The organism is Streptomyces caeruleatus (assembly GCF_001514235.1).
GTDB classification, from domain to species: domain Bacteria; phylum Actinomycetota; class Actinomycetes; order Streptomycetales; family Streptomycetaceae; genus Streptomyces; species Streptomyces caeruleatus.
The window spans coordinates 509,198-525,203 of the sequence record NZ_KQ948929.1 but is presented as its reverse complement, the minus strand read 5'-3'; the positions used below and the strand labels follow the sequence as shown (position 1 = coordinate 525,203).

Genomic DNA, 16,006 nt, shown 5'->3' with positions numbered 1-16,006 from the left:
GCTGGACCTCCGGTCACTTGACGGCTCCACTGGTGATTCCGGACACGATCTTTCGCTGGCCGACGAGGAACACGGCGACCATGGGCAGGCTCATCACCACGACGTACGCGAAGACGAGGTGCCAGTTGTCGAGGTAGAGCTGGGCGCTGGCGACCTGGTAGAGGTTCAGCGGGAGCGTGGCCCGCTCGCCGCCGCCCAGGACGAAGAAGGCGTAGAAGACGTCGCTCCAGGCGTAGAGCATCACCATGATCGTCGCGGTGGCGATCACCGGGCGCAGCAGCGGCAGGACGATCCGCCAGAAGATCCGCGACGGCCTCGCCCCGTCCATCCGGGCCGCCTCCTCAAGCTCCAGCGGTATGGCACGGATGAAGCCGGTCATGAAGAAGATCGACGTCGACAGGTACATGCCGGTGTAGACGGCGATCATGCCTGGGCGCGTGTTCGACAGGCCCAGCTGCCGCAGCTCCATCACGATGGTGATGACGGCGGGCGGCAGCAGCAGTCCGCTGATGCAGAGCGCGTACGCCGCCGACACCAGCTTCGACTTGCGGCGCGCGAAGACCCAGGCGGCGCCCGCCCCGAGGAGCAGGACGAGAACGACCGAAGGCAGCACGACCAGCAGGGAGTTGAAGAAACCGCGCAGCATCTCGCCCTGGCTGACGGCGTCGGCGTAGTTGTCGGCGGGCTGCCAGTGGCGCGGCAGGTCGAGGTTGGGCCTGATGGCCTCCGCCTGCGGCTTGGCGGAGGTGACGGCGACCAGCCACAGCGGTACGCCGACGGCCAGGCCGGCGAGCAGCAGCACCAGGGCGGGGCGGCCGTAGCGCCACGCGACGGACGGGTTCACAGCAGCTGCTCCCTTCGCCGCAACCCGACGACCAGCGGAATCGCCACCGCGACCACGACCAGGAAGAGGACGAGGCTCATCGCGGAGGCCTGGGCGTACAGGCCCTGTCCGAAGATCCGGAACATGTAGATGTTGAAGACCTCGGTGGAGGCAGCCGGTCCGCCGCCGGTCGTGGCCTGCACGATGTCGAAGGTGTTCATCGAACCGATCAGCGCCGTGGTCACGTTGAAGGTGACGGCCGGCGCGAGCATCGGCCAGCGCACCGACCAGAACGTCCGCCAGGGCCCGGCACCGTCCATCCGCGCCGCTTCGAGCATGTCGCCCGGAATGCCCTTGAGCCCGGCCAGATAGATCAGCATGGACAGGCCCATCCACTTCCAGCCGTGGATGAGCGTGACCACGATCAGCGTCCAGGTCGTCGAGCCCAGCCACGGAACGTCCGTCCCGAGCACGGAGTTGACCGCGCCGTCCTGGTTGAGCAGCGCCTGGAAGACGTAACCGGTGGCGAGCGCCGAGATCAGCACCGGCAGGAAGAACACCGCGCGGAAGAACCGGTTGAAGCGGCTGTCGGCCTCCAGCAGCAGTGCGAGCCCCAGGCCGAAGCCGTTCTGGAACAGCGCCGCCAGCAGGGCGTACAGCAGGGTCGTCCGGATCGCGCGCAGCAGCGAGCCGTCGTCGGCGATCGTCCTGAAGTTGTCCAGGCCGGTGAAGGCGATGTCCGCGTGGTACGAGGACCAGTCGGTGAACGGGTAGTAGAAGTTCAGCAGGTTCGGCACCAGGAAGAAGCCCGCGAAGACGACGATCGCGGGAAGCGCGAACCACCAGGGATGGTGCACGGCGGCGCGCGGCAGCCGCCCCACCTTCCTCGGCGGGCCCGCCGCCGACCTGGGCTCGGCTCGTACGGCTGTATGAGTCATCGTCAGAACCCGGATGCGCCCTGGGCCTTGGCCACCTGCGCGAACTGGTCCTGGATCGCCTGGGCGACCTGCCGCGGGTCCTTCTTGCCGAAGATCATGTCGGCGAGGTAGAGGTGGGTGTCCGGGGCGACGATCGCCTTGGCCTGGAAGACGCCGATGGCGGTGGGCAGGGCCGCGACCTGCGCCTTGGACGTCTGCGGCAGCCCGTCGGGGGTGGGCACGGACGGCTGCACGGACGGGATCTTCATCGCCTTGATGTAGTCGGCGTAGTCCGGGCCGAGCCAGAAGGCGAGGAACTGCCGGGCCGCGTTCTGCCGCTTGTCGTCCCCCGTCCTGAACGCGACCACACCGTTGGTCTGGTCCGGCGAGTACATGCCGGTGGCGGCCGAGTTGGCGACCGGGAACCAGCCGATCTTCTCGTCGATCTCGGCGGTGGAGTACTTGGCCTGCAACTGGCTCTGGAAGGAGGTGACGTTGAGGACCATGCCGGCCTCGCCCTTCCACAGCGCGTCGGCCTGTCCGGTGAAGGTGCCGGTCCGGTAGTTCTTCTGGGCGAGCCCGGCGTCGAGCAGCTTCTCCTTGTACTTCTTGACCGCGCCGACGACGACCGGGTCGGTCCACTTCTCCTGGTTCTTGTTGAGCCCGTCCCACCACCGCTGGTCGAGGTCGGTGAGCTGGACCTGCATCTGCCACTGAAGCGGCCACTTGTCGCCGCCGGCCTCGTAGAAGGCGGCCGCGTCCGTCTTGTCGACGACCTTGTGAGCGAGGGCGAGCAGTTCGTCGTACGACTTCGGGAAGTCCTTCTCGGAGAGCCCGGCCCGCCTGAAGACGTCCTTGTTGTAGTAGACGCCGAGCATGGCCGGGCTGGTGACGATCGCCGCGTACCGCTTGCCGTCGATCACGCCGAGCGACTTCTCGGTGTCGCCGAGCCTGTCCTCCCACGGCTCGCCGTCCAGGGTCAGGAGGTTCTGCTGCGGCTGGACGAACGGCAGCGTGGAGATGGACGGCTGCCAGAACATCAGGTCCGGACGGTCGCCCGAGGCCAGCTTGGTGGGCACGTTCTGCTCGTACAGGTCCGGGATCGCCTGGGTCTCCACCTTCGCGCCGGTCGCCTTCTCGAAGGCGTCGATGACCTGCTTCGGGGCGTTGACCGTGTTCTGCGCGGTCCACATCGTCAGCTTCACGCCGTCCAGCCGGGCGGTCGGGTCGACGGCCGTCCGCTTCCCGTCCGCGCCGGAGTCACCGGAGCCGCCGGCCGTGGGGTCGCTGCACGCGGTGGCGGCGAGGCCGAGGGCACATATCAGTGCCAGGGCGGGGAGAGCTCTTGTCTTCATCTCGTGCCTTTCGCGAACGGGTGGTTCAGGAAGCAGGACTCAGAACAGCGGTTCTCGTGCGAGGCGTTCGGGGGGCCGTCCGGCGCGGGGCGGACCGTGCGACGCGGTCAGGGATCGTGCGGTATGTCCGAGCGGGGGTGCGGCAAGTCGTGGGGGTCTGCGGCAAGTTGTAGGGGGGGCGGCAAGTTGTAGGGGGGGCGGCAAGTCGTGGCGCCGGGCGGCGAGTCGAGAGACCGCGGCGGCGCGTTCATCCGGTGGCAGGTGGCCGCCCCGAGCTCTCCCGCACCACCAGCTCCGGCACGGAGACGGGATGCGGGGCGATCCGCGCGGCCTCCTCCAGCACCCCGTGCAGCAGGGCGAACGCGGCCCGCCCGAGCCCGGTGAAATCCAGCCGTACGGTCGTCAGGGACGGCGTCAGATACGCGGAGTGCGGCGCGTCGTCGAACCCGGCCACGCTCACCTCGCCGGGGACGGAACGCCCCGCCTCGTGCAGGGCCCGCAGCACCCCGAGCGCGAGGTCGTCGTTGCCGCACAGGATCGCCGAGACGGCCGGGTCCCGCGCGAGCCTGCGGCCCGCCGCATGCCCCTCCGCCGGACCCCAACTGCCCTGCACCGGCCGGGGTTCGGGAGCTCCGGCCTCCCGAAGCGCCTGCCGCCAGCCGCTGGTACGGGCGCTGGTGCGCCGGGTGCTGGAGGGGATGGCGACGTAGTGCACGGTCTCGTGGCCCAGGGACAGCAGATGGCGGGTCGCCTGGTAGGCGGCCTCGCGGTCGTCGGTCCACACCCAGGGCCGGCCGGGGTCGGGCGTGCTCGCCGGGGTCTCGACCACGCCGACGACCGGCAGTTCGGCGGGCACGGCACCGAGCGCCTTCACCCCGGCCGGGTCGTACGCGATCACGATCAGTCCGCCGCCCGCGTCCGCCGCCCGCCGCACCTCGGCGGCGACGGCCGCCTCGTCCGCCGACTCCAGCACACCGATCCCGACCGCGTAGGACTCGGCGCGGGCGGCCTCCTCGATGCCCTGGAGGATCGAGGCGTAGCCGTAGTGCGTGGTGTTCGCGGTCAGCACGGTCACGGCCCGGCTGCGTCCGCTGGCCAGGGCGAGCGCGGTGGCGCTGCGCCGGAAGCCCAGCTCGTCGATGGCGGCGAGGACGCGCTCCCGGGTGGTCGGCTTGACGCTGGGATGGTCGTTGATCACCCGGGAGACGGTCTGGTACGAGACGCCGGCGGCGGTCGCGACGTCCCTGATGCTCGCCGGGCGCCTTGTGTGACCGGTCACATTCATGCCAGGATTGTGACCGGTCACATGGGGACCGTCAAGAGACCGTAACGAGGGATTCACGAAGGGGAGCACCTTGACCGGTACGGCCGACGCGGAACTCAACGGCACGCAGAGCACCTTCACTTGGGGCCATACGGCCCTGGACACCGAGTTCGCCACAGCGTCCGACGAGACCCTGCGGCTGGTCCGGCTCGGTGACGCCGAGCCCGTCCCTGCGGAGTCCGCTCTCCCCCTCGTCGAGCTCACGGCCTTCGGACACGGCAGTGCCTGGTCGGGCCCGCGCTTCACCGGCACGGCCTTCGGCGCGCGCCTGAAGTACCGGGACCGGCTCAGTGGACGGCGTGGCGATCAAGAGTGGCTGACCCTCGAACTCCACGACCCGGACACCGGGTTGACCGCGTTCGTCGAGCTGGCGTCCCCCGCCGGCCTGCCGGTGCTGCGCTCCCGCGTCCGGCTCCGCAACGACGGCCGGGAGCCGCTCGTCGTGCAGTCCGTCACCAGCCTGCTCCTCGGCGGCCTGCCCGCACCGGAAGCGCTCGACGTGCGCCGGGCCCGCAACGACTGGCTCGCGGAGTGCCGTTGGTACAGCGAGCCGCTGCGCGACACCGTCGCCGACATCAACGTCGGCGCCCATCAGCACGACAGCCGGGCCGCCCTCGTGCTCGCCGGACGCGGCAGCTGGCCCACCGACGGTCATCTGGCGATGGGGGCGCTGACGGAGCGAGGGAGCGGCCGGACGTGGCTGTGGCAGATCGAGTCCCCGGCCGGCTGGCGCTGGGACCTGGGGGAGAGCGAGGGCGGCACCTGTCTGGCGTTGAACGGCCCGACGGACGCGGAGCACCAGTGGCGGGTCCGGCTCGCGCCGGGCGAGGAGTTCACCACCGTGCCGGGGGTCCTGTCGCTCGGCGCCGGGTTCGACCAGGCCGTGGGCGCGCTGACCGCGTACCGTCGCGCCGTGCGCCGCCCGCACCCGGACCACACCGCACTCCCGGTCGTCTTCAACGACTACATGAACACGCTCATGGGCGACCCGACCACCGAGAAGCTGTTCCCGCTGATCGACGCGGCGGCTCAGGCGGGCGCGGAGTACTTCTGTGTGGACGCCGGCTGGTACGACGACTCCGCGGACGGCGACTGGTGGGACACCGTCGGCGCGTGGCTGCCCTCGGCGCGGCGCTTCCCCGACGGCGGAATCCGGGCGGTCCTGGACCGGATCCGGGAGCGCGGCATGGTGCCCGGACTGTGGCTGGAGCCGGAGGTCGTCGGCGTGCGCAGTCCGGTCGCCGCGGCCCTTCCGCCGGACGCCTTCTTCCAGCGCGACGGCGTACGCCTCACCGAACAGGGCCGCCACCAGCTCGACCTGCGCCATCCGGCCGCCCGCGCACACCTCGACAAGGCGGTGGACCGCATCGTCGGCGACTGGGGCGTGGGCTACCTCAAGCTGGACTACAACATCGTGATCGACCCCGGCACCCTCGCCCCCGGGGACCTCGCGCCGGGCGCCGGGCTGCTCGGCCACGCCCACGCCTACCTGGACTGGCTCTCCGAGGTACTCGACCGCCATCCCCACCTGGTGATCGAGAACTGCGCCTCGGGCGGCATGCGGATGGACGGGGCCACCCTCGCCGTCACCCAGCTCCAGTCCACCAGCGACCAGCAGGACCCCCTGCGCTACCCGCCCATCGCCGCCGCGGCGCCGACCGCCGTACCGCCCGAGCAGGGCGCCGTCTGGGCCTACCCGCAGCCAGACTTCGACGACGACCTGATCGCCTTCACCCTCGGCGGGGCCCTCCTCGGGCGGATCCATCTGTCAGGTCATCTCGACCGGATGTCGCAGCGTCAACTCGGCTTCGTGCGGGACGCGGTGACCACGTACAGGACGATCCGCCCGGACCTGGCGCGCGCCGTGCCGTTCTGGCCGCTCGGGCTGCCCGGCTGGACGGACGAGTGGCTGGCGCTCGGGATGCGGTCGTCCGACGACCGTACGTCGTACCTCACGGTCTGGCGACGCGGCGGCGAGCGGGAACTGCGGCTGCCCATAGGGCACTTGGCGGGCCGTGAGGTCCGTGCGGAGATCCTGTACCCGTCGCCGGCGTCGGGTGCGGCGGCCGGTTCGGCGGTCTGGGACGGGGACGCGCTGCGGGTGTCGCTGCCGCGCACGCCCGCCGTCGTGCTGGTCCGTCTCGTCGCGGGCCCGCCGAACGGGGCGTGACCTGCGAGACAACAGAGATATAACAACAGGCAACTAAAAGGGGGTTGCCGTGGTCTAGCCCGCCATGAAGATCTCTTTCCTGCTGCACAACGCCTACGGGATCGGAGGCACGATCACCACCACCTTCAACCTGGCACAGGCCCTGGCCGAGCGGCACGAAGTGGAGATCGTCTCGGTGCTGCGGCACCGCGAACACCCGAACTTCGCCCTGGACCCGAGAGTGTCCTTACGGCCGCTGGTCGACCTGCGGCACGAGAAGGAACACCCCTTGCATCTCAGAGCGGCGAAAGTGTTCCCTGTCGCCGAGTACCGCTACCGGCAGTACAGCGAGTTGACCGACCGGCGGATCGGCGAGTGCCTGGCGGCGACCGACGCCGACGTTGTCATCGGCACCCGCCCCGGGCTCAACGTGCACCTCGCGCTCCAGGGCCCGGAGCACGTCGTCCGGGTCGGGCAGGAGCACCTCACCCTCGACAACCATCCGCCCCGTCTGCGCACCACGCTGCGCCGTGCCTACCGCCGGCTCGACGTGCTCACCACCGTCACCGAGGCGGACGCCGCCGCCTACCGGCGCAAGATGCGGCTGCCCGGGGTCCGGGTGGAGGCCCTGCCGAACAGCGTGCCCGATCCGGTGCTGCCCGCGGCGGACGGCACCGCGAAGGTGGTCGTCGCGGCCGGCCGTCTGGTCCCGGTGAAGCGCTACGACCTGCTGATCGAGGCGTTCGCCCCGGTCGCCGCCGCCCACCCGGACTGGCAATTGCGCATCTACGGCAAGGGGGAGGAACAGACCCGGCTGCGCCAGCTCATCCAGCGCCTGGGCCTGTCCGACCACGCCCTGCTGATGGGCGCGGCGGCCCCCATGGAGGCCGAGTGGGTCAAGGGCTCGATCGCCGCGTGCGCCTCCAACTTCGAGCCGTTCGGCATGACCATCGTCGAGGCCATGCGCTGCGGCCTGCCCGTGGTGAGCACCGACTGCCCCTACGGCCCCGGCGAGATCATCGAGGACGGCGTCGACGGCCGACTGGTACCGGTCGGGGACCCCGGCGCCCTGGGCGCCGCCCTCCTCGACCTCGTCCGCGACGACGAACGGCGCCGGCGGATGGGCCGTACGGCCATGGCGAACGCCCGACGGTTCGCCCCCGTCCCCGTCGTGGAGCAGGCCGAGCGGCTGATCGACGAGGCGAGGTCGGCGCGCGGTACGGGACGACCGGTCGCACCCCCGGAAGGCGGCCGAATACAACGCGCCCTGGTCAGCCAGGGCTTCGCCGCACGCGACGCCGCCTACGCCGCGGCCTCCGGCGCGCTGCGCACCGTACGGAGGGGACGGCGTTGAACACGAGACCCGACACGAAACCCGACACGACGCGGGGCACGCACCTGCGCGTCGACTGCACGGCGGACGCGGACGGCCGGATCGTCTTCGCCCTTCCGCCGACAGCGGCCGACAACGGCGGCTCGCCCCGGTTGCTGCTGCGGCTGCGCCCCAAGAAGGGCCAACCGGAGAAGACCGTCCACCCGCTCGACCTGGAACCCGCCCACGACGGCCGCCTCCTCGCCGTCCTGGAACGGCGGCCCGCTCTCGCCGAGGGCCGCTGGGACGTCTACCTCCTGCCCGAACCCGACGCGCCCCGACAACGTCTGCGCCCCGGCCTGCGGGACCTGCGGGCCCTCGTCGACGGCCACACCCGTGACCGGCCCGCACCGGTGGCGGTGCGCGTCCCGTACGTCACCAAGGACGGCTACCTCGCGGTGCGGGCCTGGCTGCGCACCGCTCACGCCGAGGTCGAGGGCATCGACGTCACCGACCGCTCGATGACCGTCCGGGCCCGGCTGCACGGCACCCCGCTCGCGGAGGGAGCCGCCGTACGACTGCGCTTGCGGGGCGGTGACGGCACCGTACGGATGGTGGAGCCGCGCGGCGAGGGCGACGGGCGGGCCTTCTCCTTCGTCGTGGACTACGCGGACCTGGTCGGCGACGGCGGCACCCGCGACCGGGTCTGGGACCTGAGCGTCCAGGCCTCGCCCGGTGCGGGAGCGACTCCGATCCGGATCGGCCGTCTCCTGGACGACGTGGCGGACCGCAAGGAGGTCTTCGTCTATCCGGCGGCGGTGGTCGGCGGTGGCGTCGTGCGTCCCTACTTCACCGTCGACAACGACCTCTCGGTCGAGGTGAAGTGAGGCGAGGTGAGGTGAGGCGGACGCTTGCGGACAGAAGCTGACCGCAAGTCTCCTTACGGTCGTTCCATGACCCAGACGTTGACTCAGACGCAGAAGATCCTCGTCACCGGTGCCACCGGAACCGTCGGCCGCCAGGTCGTCGCCGAACTCCTCGCCCGCGGCCACGCGGTCCGCGCGCTCACCCGCGACGCCGCGAGGGCCGACTTTCCGGCCGGTGTCGAGGTCGTCCAGGGCGACCTGACCGACCCCGCGACCCTGATCCCGGCCCTCCACGGCGTGACCGGGCTCCATCTGATCACCTTCGGCGGGGCCTACTTCGCCCCGCTGGAGACCGGCCCGCGCATCCTGGAAGCGGCCCGCGCGGCCGGTGTGCGGCGGGTCACCGTGCTGCACGGCGGCGGCCCGTCCCCGCTGGAGGACGCCGTGCGGGCGGACGACGGCGTGGACTGGACCGTCCTCATGCCGGTCGAGTTCATGGGCAACGCCCTGGAGTGGGCCGAGGGCATCGTGGCCGCGGGCGAGGTCCGCGAGCCGTTCGTCTCGCGGCTGAGCGCGATGGTCCACGAGGGCGACATCGGGGCGGTCGCCGCGGTCGCGCTCACCGAGGAGGGGCACGGCGGCCAGGAGTACGTGATCACCGGACCCGAACTGCTCACCGTCAACGACAAGGTGGCCGCCCTCGCCGCGGCCGGCGGCCGGGAGATCGCCCTGGTCGAGCTGACCGAGGAACAGGCCGTCGCCCAGTGGCGGGCGGCCGGTCACCCTGAGGACGTGATCGGCTTCCTGCTGCAGGCGTACGGCGACACCCCGGAGGTGGGCCGTACGGTCGTCGACACCGTGGAGAAGGTCACCGGCCGCCCGGCCCGCACCTTCGCCCAGTGGGCCGCCGAGCACGCGGACGCCTTCACGCCGCCGCCGGGCGGGGCCACGGCGTAGCCCCACGCCCGCGTGCCGTACGGCGGCAGGCCTTACCGGCTTGCCGCCATGCGGGCCGCCGCGTCATGGACCAGCTGCGCGTGCAGCTCGAACAACGCCACGAGGTCGACGGATTCGCCGCCCACCTCGCGGTGCACGAACAGGCCGTCGGCGCCGGCGACGGCGTAGGTGGTGAGGGTGTGCACGGCGGCCTCGTCCAGGCCGGGGAAGAGGGTCGTCAGCACTTCGGCGATCTTCTGGTGGGTGATCTCGCGGACCTGGAGGAACACCGTGCGGCCCCGTGGCTCGGTGGGGCGCCGCTCCAGGGCGAGCATGAGGCCGAGGCGGAGGAAGTCGGGGGCGTCGACGAGCGACTTCGCCACGTTGGCGGCCATGGCGGTGACCCGCTCCAGGGGCGTACCGACCTCGTCACCCGGCAGTTCGACGGCCGTGAGCCAGGTCTCGAAGCTGCGCTCGATGACCGCGGCGATCAGGTCGTCCTTGTCCTTGAAGTGCCAGTAGATGGAGCTGGCGGGCAGCCCGCACTTGGCGCTGACGGCCGCGATCGACGTGCCGTCGTAACCGCGCTCACCGGCGATCTCCACGGCGGCGTCGAGGATGCGCTGGCGTGACTCCACCCCGTTCGCCCGCTTCCGGCGCGGCGCCTGTGCCCTGGTCATGGGTGCCTCGTGTCTCTCCGGTCGGAAAGCGCCGTCGGCCCAGCTGGGAACGATCGGCTTTCTGAAGCATCCACTCTAATTGGAGCACCCCCTACAGCAGCAGCGGTACCCCTCACCGCGGCGGCGCTCAGCCGACCATGGTGTCCACGACATCGAGGTCCGGCAGCTCCATCGCGCAGATCCGCGCGGCTTCGTCGGCGGGGATGCCGAACTGCCGCAGCAGACTGACGGCGACCAGGTCCGAGGAGGTCGCGTCGTCGCGGTCCGGCTGGGCGTGCAGCAGCCAGCCGAGCGCCAGCGCGGCGGCCGCCGTCATCGTGAGGGCCAGGTCCAGGTCCTCGACCTCGAACCGCCCGGCGTCCACGGCGGTGCGGATGTCGTGGGACGCGCGGGGCGCCAGACCCTGGTCGGAGTGGGCCAGTTCGGGCCCCTGGCTCAGCAGGACGCGGCTCAGCTCGGGGTGGCGGCGGTGCAGCCGGCCAGTCATCCGGAAGCTCTGGGCGTACGCCACCGCCGGGTCGTCGATGTCCCCGGTGAGACGGTCCATGAGGTTGCCCCACCACTCCAGCGCGTCCTCGACCGCCGCGCGGAAGAGCGCCTCCTTGCTGTCGAAGTGGTTGTAGAACGAGCCCACCCCGATGTCGGCGAGCTCGGTGATCTCCAGGATGGGGACGTCGGTCCGCCCTTCGGCCAGCAGACGCTGGGCCGCGCCCACCAGTGCGGTGCGCGTGCGCGCCCTGCGTCGGTCGACTCGCCTCGGTGCGGTCCGCTCGGTCATCCCGCCATCCTCCCTCACGACCCGTACCTCGCCTCGCCTGCACCCCGCACTCTAGTCGGCTCGACTTGTTTCCTGAAGATTGCTTCAGTTCTATTGACTGACGTCAGATTCGGAAGTGAACATTTCTTCAGGAGGTGGTGACCGTGGGTGGCACGCACAACGACCTGCACTCCGAGCAGGGCGCACTACGGGGTGAGCATCCGGGCCGGGCGACGAACCCGGTGATCAAGGTCCACGACATCGCGTGGCTGGAGTTCTTCAAGCCCGACCTGGACCGCGCCGAGGCCTTCGCCCAGGCGTTCGGCTTCGTGACGTCGTACCGGGACGGCCGTGAGCTGCACCTGCGGGGCACCCAGGCCGGCGCACCATGCGTGATCATCCGCCGGGGCCGCACGTCACGGTTTCTCGGCCCCGCCTTCCGCGCCGCCGGGACCGGCGACCTGCTGCGGCTGGCCGACGCCACCGGCACCCGGGCGCACCCGCTGCCCCAGCCGCTCGGCGGGTCGGCCGTGGACCTGCTCGACCCGAGCGGCCTGCGGATCCGCGTCGTCGCCGGCACGGACGAACTGCCCCCGGTGGTGGGCCAGTCGCCGCAGTCGCACCACGGGAGCCCCCGGACTCGCCGCCCACACGCACGCCAACGAGGTCGCCGACGCCTGGATGATCGCGGCCAACTCCGTACTCGACGAGGACTCGGTCGTGTTCGCCGCGCTGCCGCTGTTCCATGTCAACGCCCTCGTCGTCACCGGCATCGGAGGCGACCAGCTCACCGCCGGCCGGTCCGTGCGGTGACGCTCACGCGGCGCTGCTGCTGCGGGGCATGCCGTGCCGGCAGGTCACGTCGTGCTCGCTGCCGAGGCTCGTCCACCAGCGTTCGCAGCACGCGGAGTCGAGCTCCGCACGGACGATCGCCTCGGCGGCATCACCCCCGCGCCCGGCCCGCGCCGCCAACTCCAGCAGCCAGCGCCGCTGTTCACCGATCACCGTCTCCCGTACGACGGCGATCACCGGCACGAGACTGGCGGCGGCGAACAGGCACGCGGCCCAGGCGGGGCCGTAGCGGACTTCGAGGACCGTGGTCCAGGCGAGCCCCGCACTCGTGGCGATGTAGAGGGCGCAGAGGAAACGGCTGGAGCAGTTCATGGGTGTACACCGTCCTTGGGGAGGATCGATACCCCTTGTCCAACTGCTAACAGCCCGTGTGGACTCGGGTGATTTATCCCACCGTGACTGACGCGCCCGTCTTCCCCTGGAACGCGGCGCGATAAGCGTGCGGCGTGGTGCCCACCACCCGGCGGAAGCGCTCACGGAACGCCGTCGGTGACCCGAACCCGGCCTGCCGTGCGATCCGTTCGATCGGGTGGTCGCTGTTCTCCAGCAGATACTGCGCCCGCCGCACCCGCGCCCGCAGCAGCCACTGGAGGGGAGTGGTGCCGGTCTGCTCACGGAACCGGCGGCTGAAGGTGCGCTCGCTCATCCCCGACCGCCCCGCCATCGCCCCCAGGGTGATCTCCCCGGCCAGATTGTCCTCGATCCACTCCAGCAGGGGTTCGAGCGTCGAACCGCGCGGCACGGGCGGCCGCTCGTGCACGATGAACTGCGCCTGCCCGCCCTCCCGTTCCAGCGGTACGACGGACATGCGCGCGGTGTGCGCGGCCACCGCCGAGCCCAGGTCCCGCCGGATCATGTGCAGGCACATGTCCAGTCCCGCGGCTGCTCCGGCCGAGGTGAGGATCCGTCCGTTGTCGACGTACAGCACGTCCGGCTCGACGTGGACGTCCGGGAAGCGCCGCGCCAGGTCGGCGGTGGCCATCCAGTGGGTGGTGGCGCGCAGCCCGTCGAGCAGTCCGGCCTCGGCCAGGACGAAGGCGCCCACGCAGACGGAGGCGATCCGTGTACCGGCCCGCGCCGCCTGCTGCAGGGCCGCCACCACCCGGGGTGAGGGCGGCCCGGTGTCGTCGCAGCCCGGCACGATGATCGTGTCCGCGTCCGCCAGCCCGTCCAGGCCCCGGTCGATCCGCAGGGCGAAGCCATCCGTGGGCACCTCCGGCGACTCGGCGCACAGGCGCACCCGGTAGGGACGACGGCCGTCCGGCAGCCGGGTCCAGCCGAACATCTGGAAGGGAGCCGCCATGTCGAACGGCACCACGTTGTCGAGAACCAGGATCGCCACCGTGTGCATGGGGGACACCCTAGGCGGGATCCCGCCAGTGATATAAGGACAGGCCATATGGGGGTGGGGACGCGGGCGTGCCGCAAACAGCTGTCAGGAGGGTTGGCGGGAACCCGTTGGATGCTGTCATTTCAGCCTCTGTTCGATCACTCGTGACGTGCCTAGCGTGGGGCGGGTGACCAAGATCCTCCTCACCCTTCACGTCCTGGCCGCCATCGTCGCCGTCGGCCCCGTCACCGTCGCGGCCAGCATGTTCCCGCCGGCCGCGCGCCGGGTCCCGGCGAGGGACGGGGCAGTGGCGGTGGGCACCGTCCGGCTGCTGCACCGCATCTGCCGCGTCTACGCCACCATCGGGGTCTCGGTCCCCGTCCTCGGCCTGGCCACCGCGCTGGCGATGGGCGTGCTCGGCAGCGGCTGGCTCATCACGTCCGTCGCCCTCACCGCCGCGGCCGCCGGCGTCCTGATCGCCTTCGTCCTGCCCCGCCAGGAGGAACTCCTGGAGCGACTGGACGTCGAGAAGCCCGTCGAGCACGCGACCACGGTGCGACTCGCCATGTTCACCGGCATCTTCAACCTGCTGTGGGCGACCGTCACCGTCCTGATGATCGTCCGGCCCGGCTCGACGACGGGTGCCTGAGGCGACTGCCGTGCGGGTGCCTCGACGATGCCGTAGTGCCCGTGCGGCGGCCGTCAAGCGCTCTGGCAGAATTCGTACTTCAGTGTGCGTCGGCGCCTAGACTCGACAGCCGTGCCCAAATGCACACGGGGCCACGACATGAAAGGCGCGTTGACGGGTGTTCCAGGATTCCCCCATTTACGACCGGCTCATCGCGGAGCGCGGCGACATCCCCCTCCAGGTGCGCAGGGAGGCCGAACGTGTCAGCAGGGAAGTCGAGTTCGCCATGCAGCCGTTGCTCCAGTCCGGGCAGTCGCTGCTGCCGCCCGGCGGCCCCGCGCCGGCCCCCGGACGACCGACGCAACCGGCCCCGACCTGGCAGCGCAGCGCCCTGCCGCCCGGGCCGCAGCAGCACTGAGCCCCGTCAGGGAACCTTCGCGCTCGCGCCGTTGGCGTGCGGCTGCTCACCCGAGGCGGGCCGGGCGAGCCACTCGGCGATGCTCAGCGATATCGGCTGGCCCGTGTCCACCTCGATGAACCCGAACTGCCCCGACTGGTTGCACTCCAGGAACCACCACGTGCCGTCGGCGTCCTCGACGAAGTCGAAGGCTCCGTAGGCGAGTTCGGCCTCGCGCATATAGGCCTGGACCGTCTCGGCGACACGCGGCGCGACCTCGACGGGCTGCCACGGCGCGTCCGAGGCGGCGAAGCGGACGTCCACCTCGGCCTCGGCGTCGGCCACCTTCGCGGCGGCCAGCAACGCCTCGCCCACCACGGTCAGCCGGACATCGGCCCGCTTGGCGACCCGGCGTTGCAGCAGGGTGGGCCCGAAGGCGACGGCGGAGAAGTCCGCGTCCGGGGCCACCCTGCTGGTCGGCACGGCGAGCGGCGGATCCTGCGGGTGGGAGCCGGAGACGGGCTTGACCACCAGATCCGGGTAGCGCGCGGCGAACTCGCGGGCGGCCTGCGGGAACGTCGTGATCAACGTGGCCGGCACGGGCAGGCCGCAGCGCTGGGCCAGCCGCAGCTGCCACGGTTTGTAGCGCGCCCGTCGGGCGGCGTCGGGGTGGTTCATCCAGCGAACGTCACAGCCGCGCAGCATGCCGTACAGCGCCTGCCCCGCCTCCTCCGTCAGCCAGGCCGACGGCGCGGCCGCGCGCGCCGCCGCCGCTCCCGGCCGGCGCATCCATATCGACCGCAGCCCGTTGATGCTCACCAGGCGCCCCGCGGACGACAGATGGCCGCGGAAGGATCCGTGCACGAACTCGCCCGACAGGGCGACCCCGCCGGTCAGGTCGGCGGGATCGAGCCGGACCACCGGGACGCCGGACGCGTTCAGGTGCACGACCACCATGTCCGCCGTCACGTCCTCTTCGTTGGTCACAATCAAGACGGTCATCGTCGGCGACCTGCGTTCAGTCGTCGAAGTGGGTCTTCGAGCCCGCCGTGGACGTCGTGGTTCCCAACTCCCGCAAGAGCGCGTGATCACGGGCGGCTATCCGCCCGTCACCCAGCACGTTCAACTGCAGACCGGAGTCGTAGACGTACGCAGCGGTGACCTCCAACTCCGCTGCCGGCCGTGCATAGTTGAGCGCGAACGGTTGCATCGTCTCTCCCTCACAGGTGCTGCTCCGATCGAGCCTGGTCACCCACCGGCGCCACTCACCCCACCGACGCTTCTGGGCTTCCTCTTACTTAAACGAATCGAACGAGTGATTGGTTTCCTTACTTTCTGTAACCAGCGGCGTCCGGCGGTCCCGCCTCGGGAGAGCGGCGCAGGGTACGCAGTGCCAGCAAGAGCACGCCGATGTCGTCCAGATACACCGGATCGGGCACCAGATCTGCGGGCAGCACGAAATACAGGACGGCACCCCAGAACACCCAGCGCGGCCCGGTCGGCAGACCCGCGCGCCGCATGACACGCCGGGTTCGCACGAGCCGCACCAGCAACCGGACGGCCACGGCGAGCACGACGGCCGCCAGGACCACGGCGACGACGATCACCTCGGTGGTCGACCCCACGGACCCTCCTCCTGCCGACGGCGCGCACCGATGCGCACCTGCCGGTCGGATTCCC

General features: G+C 71.1%; 19 protein-coding genes. 7 read left to right on the top strand and 12 right to left on the bottom strand.

The annotated features are described in order from the left end of the window. Window positions 1-13: 13 nt before the first annotated feature. From AQJ67_RS20545 to AQJ67_RS20530, 4 genes are all read right to left on the bottom strand, one after another. Entirely contained in the window at window positions 14-844 is an 831-nt protein-coding gene (locus AQJ67_RS20545) for a carbohydrate ABC transporter permease (RefSeq protein WP_062720436.1), read from the bottom strand. Next, window positions 841-1,761 (bottom strand): carbohydrate ABC transporter permease, encoded by a 921-nt coding sequence (locus AQJ67_RS20540; protein WP_062720435.1) that lies wholly within the window; start codon window positions 1,759-1,761, stop codon window positions 841-843. The genes AQJ67_RS20545 and AQJ67_RS20540 overlap by 4 nt, the downstream gene beginning before the upstream one ends. 2 nt (window positions 1,762-1,763) lie before the next feature. Beyond that, a complete protein-coding gene (locus AQJ67_RS20535; RefSeq protein WP_062720434.1) occupies window positions 1,764-3,095 on the bottom strand; it encodes an ABC transporter substrate-binding protein in 1,332 nt (443 codons plus the stop codon). A 247-nt stretch (window positions 3,096-3,342) separates the two neighbouring features. Further along, window positions 3,343-4,380 (bottom strand): LacI family DNA-binding transcriptional regulator, encoded by a 1,038-nt coding sequence (locus AQJ67_RS20530; protein ID WP_062720433.1) that lies wholly within the window; start codon window positions 4,378-4,380, stop codon window positions 3,343-3,345. A gap of 70 nt (window positions 4,381-4,450) precedes the next feature. Between AQJ67_RS20530 and AQJ67_RS20525 the strand changes: the two genes are divergently transcribed. The 4 genes from AQJ67_RS20525 to AQJ67_RS20510 all read left to right on the top strand — a co-directional run bounded on the left by AQJ67_RS20525 (window position 4,451) and on the right by AQJ67_RS20510 (window position 9,703). After that, window positions 4,451-6,589 (top strand): glycoside hydrolase family 36 protein, encoded by a 2,139-nt coding sequence (locus tag AQJ67_RS20525; RefSeq protein WP_062720432.1) that lies wholly within the window; start codon window positions 4,451-4,453, stop codon window positions 6,587-6,589. A 64-nt stretch (window positions 6,590-6,653) separates the two neighbouring features. Beyond that, window positions 6,654-7,922 carry a glycosyltransferase family 4 protein gene (locus tag AQJ67_RS20520; RefSeq protein WP_062720431.1) on the top strand — a complete coding sequence of 423 codons (1,269 nt, stop codon included), beginning with the start codon at window positions 6,654-6,656 and terminating at the stop codon, window positions 7,920-7,922. Further along, entirely contained in the window at window positions 7,919-8,767 is an 849-nt protein-coding gene (locus tag AQJ67_RS20515) for a transferase (protein WP_244190532.1), read from the top strand. The genes AQJ67_RS20520 and AQJ67_RS20515 overlap by 4 nt, the downstream gene beginning before the upstream one ends. Before the next feature lie 66 nt (window positions 8,768-8,833). Then, window positions 8,834-9,703 carry an SDR family oxidoreductase gene (locus AQJ67_RS20510; protein ID WP_425264169.1) on the top strand — a complete coding sequence of 290 codons (870 nt, stop codon included), beginning with the start codon at window positions 8,834-8,836 and terminating at the stop codon, window positions 9,701-9,703. A gap of 32 nt (window positions 9,704-9,735) precedes the next feature. Here AQJ67_RS20510 and AQJ67_RS20505 read toward each other — a convergent pair whose 3' ends face one another. The 3 genes from AQJ67_RS20505 to AQJ67_RS50735 form a co-directional block, all read right to left on the bottom strand. After that, window positions 9,736-10,362, bottom strand: a complete 627-nt coding sequence (locus tag AQJ67_RS20505; RefSeq protein WP_062720430.1) for a TetR/AcrR family transcriptional regulator — start codon at window positions 10,360-10,362, stop codon at window positions 9,736-9,738. A 127-nt stretch (window positions 10,363-10,489) separates the two neighbouring features. Continuing rightward, on the bottom strand, window positions 10,490-11,140 hold the full coding sequence (locus AQJ67_RS20500) for a TetR/AcrR family transcriptional regulator (protein WP_062720429.1): 651 nt from the start codon (window positions 11,138-11,140) through the stop codon (window positions 10,490-10,492). A gap of 395 nt (window positions 11,141-11,535) precedes the next feature. Next, window positions 11,536-11,814, bottom strand: coding sequence for a hypothetical protein (locus AQJ67_RS50735; RefSeq protein WP_159058802.1), 279 nt, complete (start codon window positions 11,812-11,814; stop codon window positions 11,536-11,538). On the opposite strand from AQJ67_RS50735, the gene AQJ67_RS50220 reads away from it, so the two are divergent. Beyond that, complete coding sequence (locus AQJ67_RS50220) at window positions 11,801-11,932, top strand: hypothetical protein (RefSeq protein WP_279616894.1); 132 nt, start codon at window positions 11,801-11,803, stop codon at window positions 11,930-11,932. The two genes, AQJ67_RS50735 and AQJ67_RS50220, sit on opposite strands and share 14 nt — an antisense overlap. 3 nt (window positions 11,933-11,935) lie before the next feature. Here AQJ67_RS50220 and AQJ67_RS20490 read toward each other — a convergent pair whose 3' ends face one another. Further along, window positions 11,936-12,283, bottom strand: coding sequence for a hypothetical protein (locus AQJ67_RS20490; protein ID WP_062720427.1), 348 nt, complete (start codon window positions 12,281-12,283; stop codon window positions 11,936-11,938). 73 nt (window positions 12,284-12,356) lie between these two features. Continuing rightward, entirely contained in the window at window positions 12,357-13,322 is a 966-nt protein-coding gene (locus AQJ67_RS20485) for a GlxA family transcriptional regulator (protein WP_062720426.1), read from the bottom strand. A gap of 166 nt (window positions 13,323-13,488) precedes the next feature. Here AQJ67_RS20485 and AQJ67_RS20480 point away from each other — a divergent pair, with 166 nt between their 5' ends. Both AQJ67_RS20480 and AQJ67_RS20475 read left to right on the top strand, forming a co-directional pair. Beyond that, a complete protein-coding gene (locus AQJ67_RS20480) occupies window positions 13,489-13,950 on the top strand; it encodes a DUF2269 family protein (protein ID WP_062720584.1) in 462 nt (153 codons plus the stop codon). A 157-nt stretch (window positions 13,951-14,107) separates the two neighbouring features. Beyond that, window positions 14,108-14,347, top strand: a complete 240-nt coding sequence (locus AQJ67_RS20475) for a hypothetical protein (protein WP_062720425.1) — start codon at window positions 14,108-14,110, stop codon at window positions 14,345-14,347. 6 nt (window positions 14,348-14,353) lie between these two features. Here the strand turns inward: AQJ67_RS20475 and tgmB are convergent, their stop codons facing one another. From tgmB to AQJ67_RS20460, 3 genes are all read right to left on the bottom strand, one after another. Beyond that, entirely contained in the window at window positions 14,354-15,328 is a 975-nt protein-coding gene (gene tgmB / locus AQJ67_RS20470) for an ATP-grasp ribosomal peptide maturase (protein ID WP_062720424.1), read from the bottom strand. A 16-nt stretch (window positions 15,329-15,344) separates the two neighbouring features. Next, window positions 15,345-15,536 carry a putative ATP-grasp-modified RiPP gene (tgmA, locus tag AQJ67_RS20465; RefSeq protein WP_062720423.1) on the bottom strand — a complete coding sequence of 64 codons (192 nt, stop codon included), beginning with the start codon at window positions 15,534-15,536 and terminating at the stop codon, window positions 15,345-15,347. Window positions 15,537-15,654: 118 nt separating this feature from the next. Further along, window positions 15,655-15,951 carry a DUF1232 domain-containing protein gene (locus AQJ67_RS20460; RefSeq protein ID WP_062720422.1) on the bottom strand — a complete coding sequence of 99 codons (297 nt, stop codon included), beginning with the start codon at window positions 15,949-15,951 and terminating at the stop codon, window positions 15,655-15,657. Window positions 15,952-16,006 lie beyond the last annotated feature (55 nt).

What these genes read in the sequence shown, in the direction of transcription:
- AQJ67_RS20540 (WP_062720435.1), bottom strand. Translation starts at nt 1,761, where the DNA reads ATGACTCATACAGCCGTACGAGCCGAGCCCAGGTCGGCGGCGGGCCCG.
- AQJ67_RS20535 (WP_062720434.1), bottom strand. Translation starts at nt 3,095, where the DNA reads ATGAAGACAAGAGCTCTCCCCGCCCTGGCACTGATATGTGCCCTCGGC.
- AQJ67_RS20530 (WP_062720433.1), bottom strand. Translation starts at nt 4,380, where the DNA reads ATGAATGTGACCGGTCACACAAGGCGCCCGGCGAGCATCAGGGACGTC.
- AQJ67_RS20520 (WP_062720431.1), top strand. Translation starts at nt 6,654, where the DNA reads ATGAAGATCTCTTTCCTGCTGCACAACGCCTACGGGATCGGAGGCACG.
- AQJ67_RS20510 (WP_425264169.1), top strand. Translation starts at nt 8,834, where the DNA reads ATGACCCAGACGTTGACTCAGACGCAGAAGATCCTCGTCACCGGTGCC.
- AQJ67_RS20505 (WP_062720430.1), bottom strand. Translation starts at nt 10,362, where the DNA reads ATGACCAGGGCACAGGCGCCGCGCCGGAAGCGGGCGAACGGGGTGGAG.
- AQJ67_RS20500 (WP_062720429.1), bottom strand. Translation starts at nt 11,140, where the DNA reads ATGACCGAGCGGACCGCACCGAGGCGAGTCGACCGACGCAGGGCGCGC.
- AQJ67_RS50220 (WP_279616894.1), top strand. Translation starts at nt 11,801, where the DNA reads ATGATCGCGGCCAACTCCGTACTCGACGAGGACTCGGTCGTGTTCGCC.
- AQJ67_RS20490 (WP_062720427.1), bottom strand. Translation starts at nt 12,283, where the DNA reads ATGAACTGCTCCAGCCGTTTCCTCTGCGCCCTCTACATCGCCACGAGT.
- AQJ67_RS20485 (WP_062720426.1), bottom strand. Translation starts at nt 13,322, where the DNA reads ATGCACACGGTGGCGATCCTGGTTCTCGACAACGTGGTGCCGTTCGAC.
- tgmB (WP_062720424.1), bottom strand. Translation starts at nt 15,328, where the DNA reads ATGACCGTCTTGATTGTGACCAACGAAGAGGACGTGACGGCGGACATG.
- tgmA (WP_062720423.1), bottom strand. Translation starts at nt 15,536, where the DNA reads ATGCAACCGTTCGCGCTCAACTATGCACGGCCGGCAGCGGAGTTGGAG.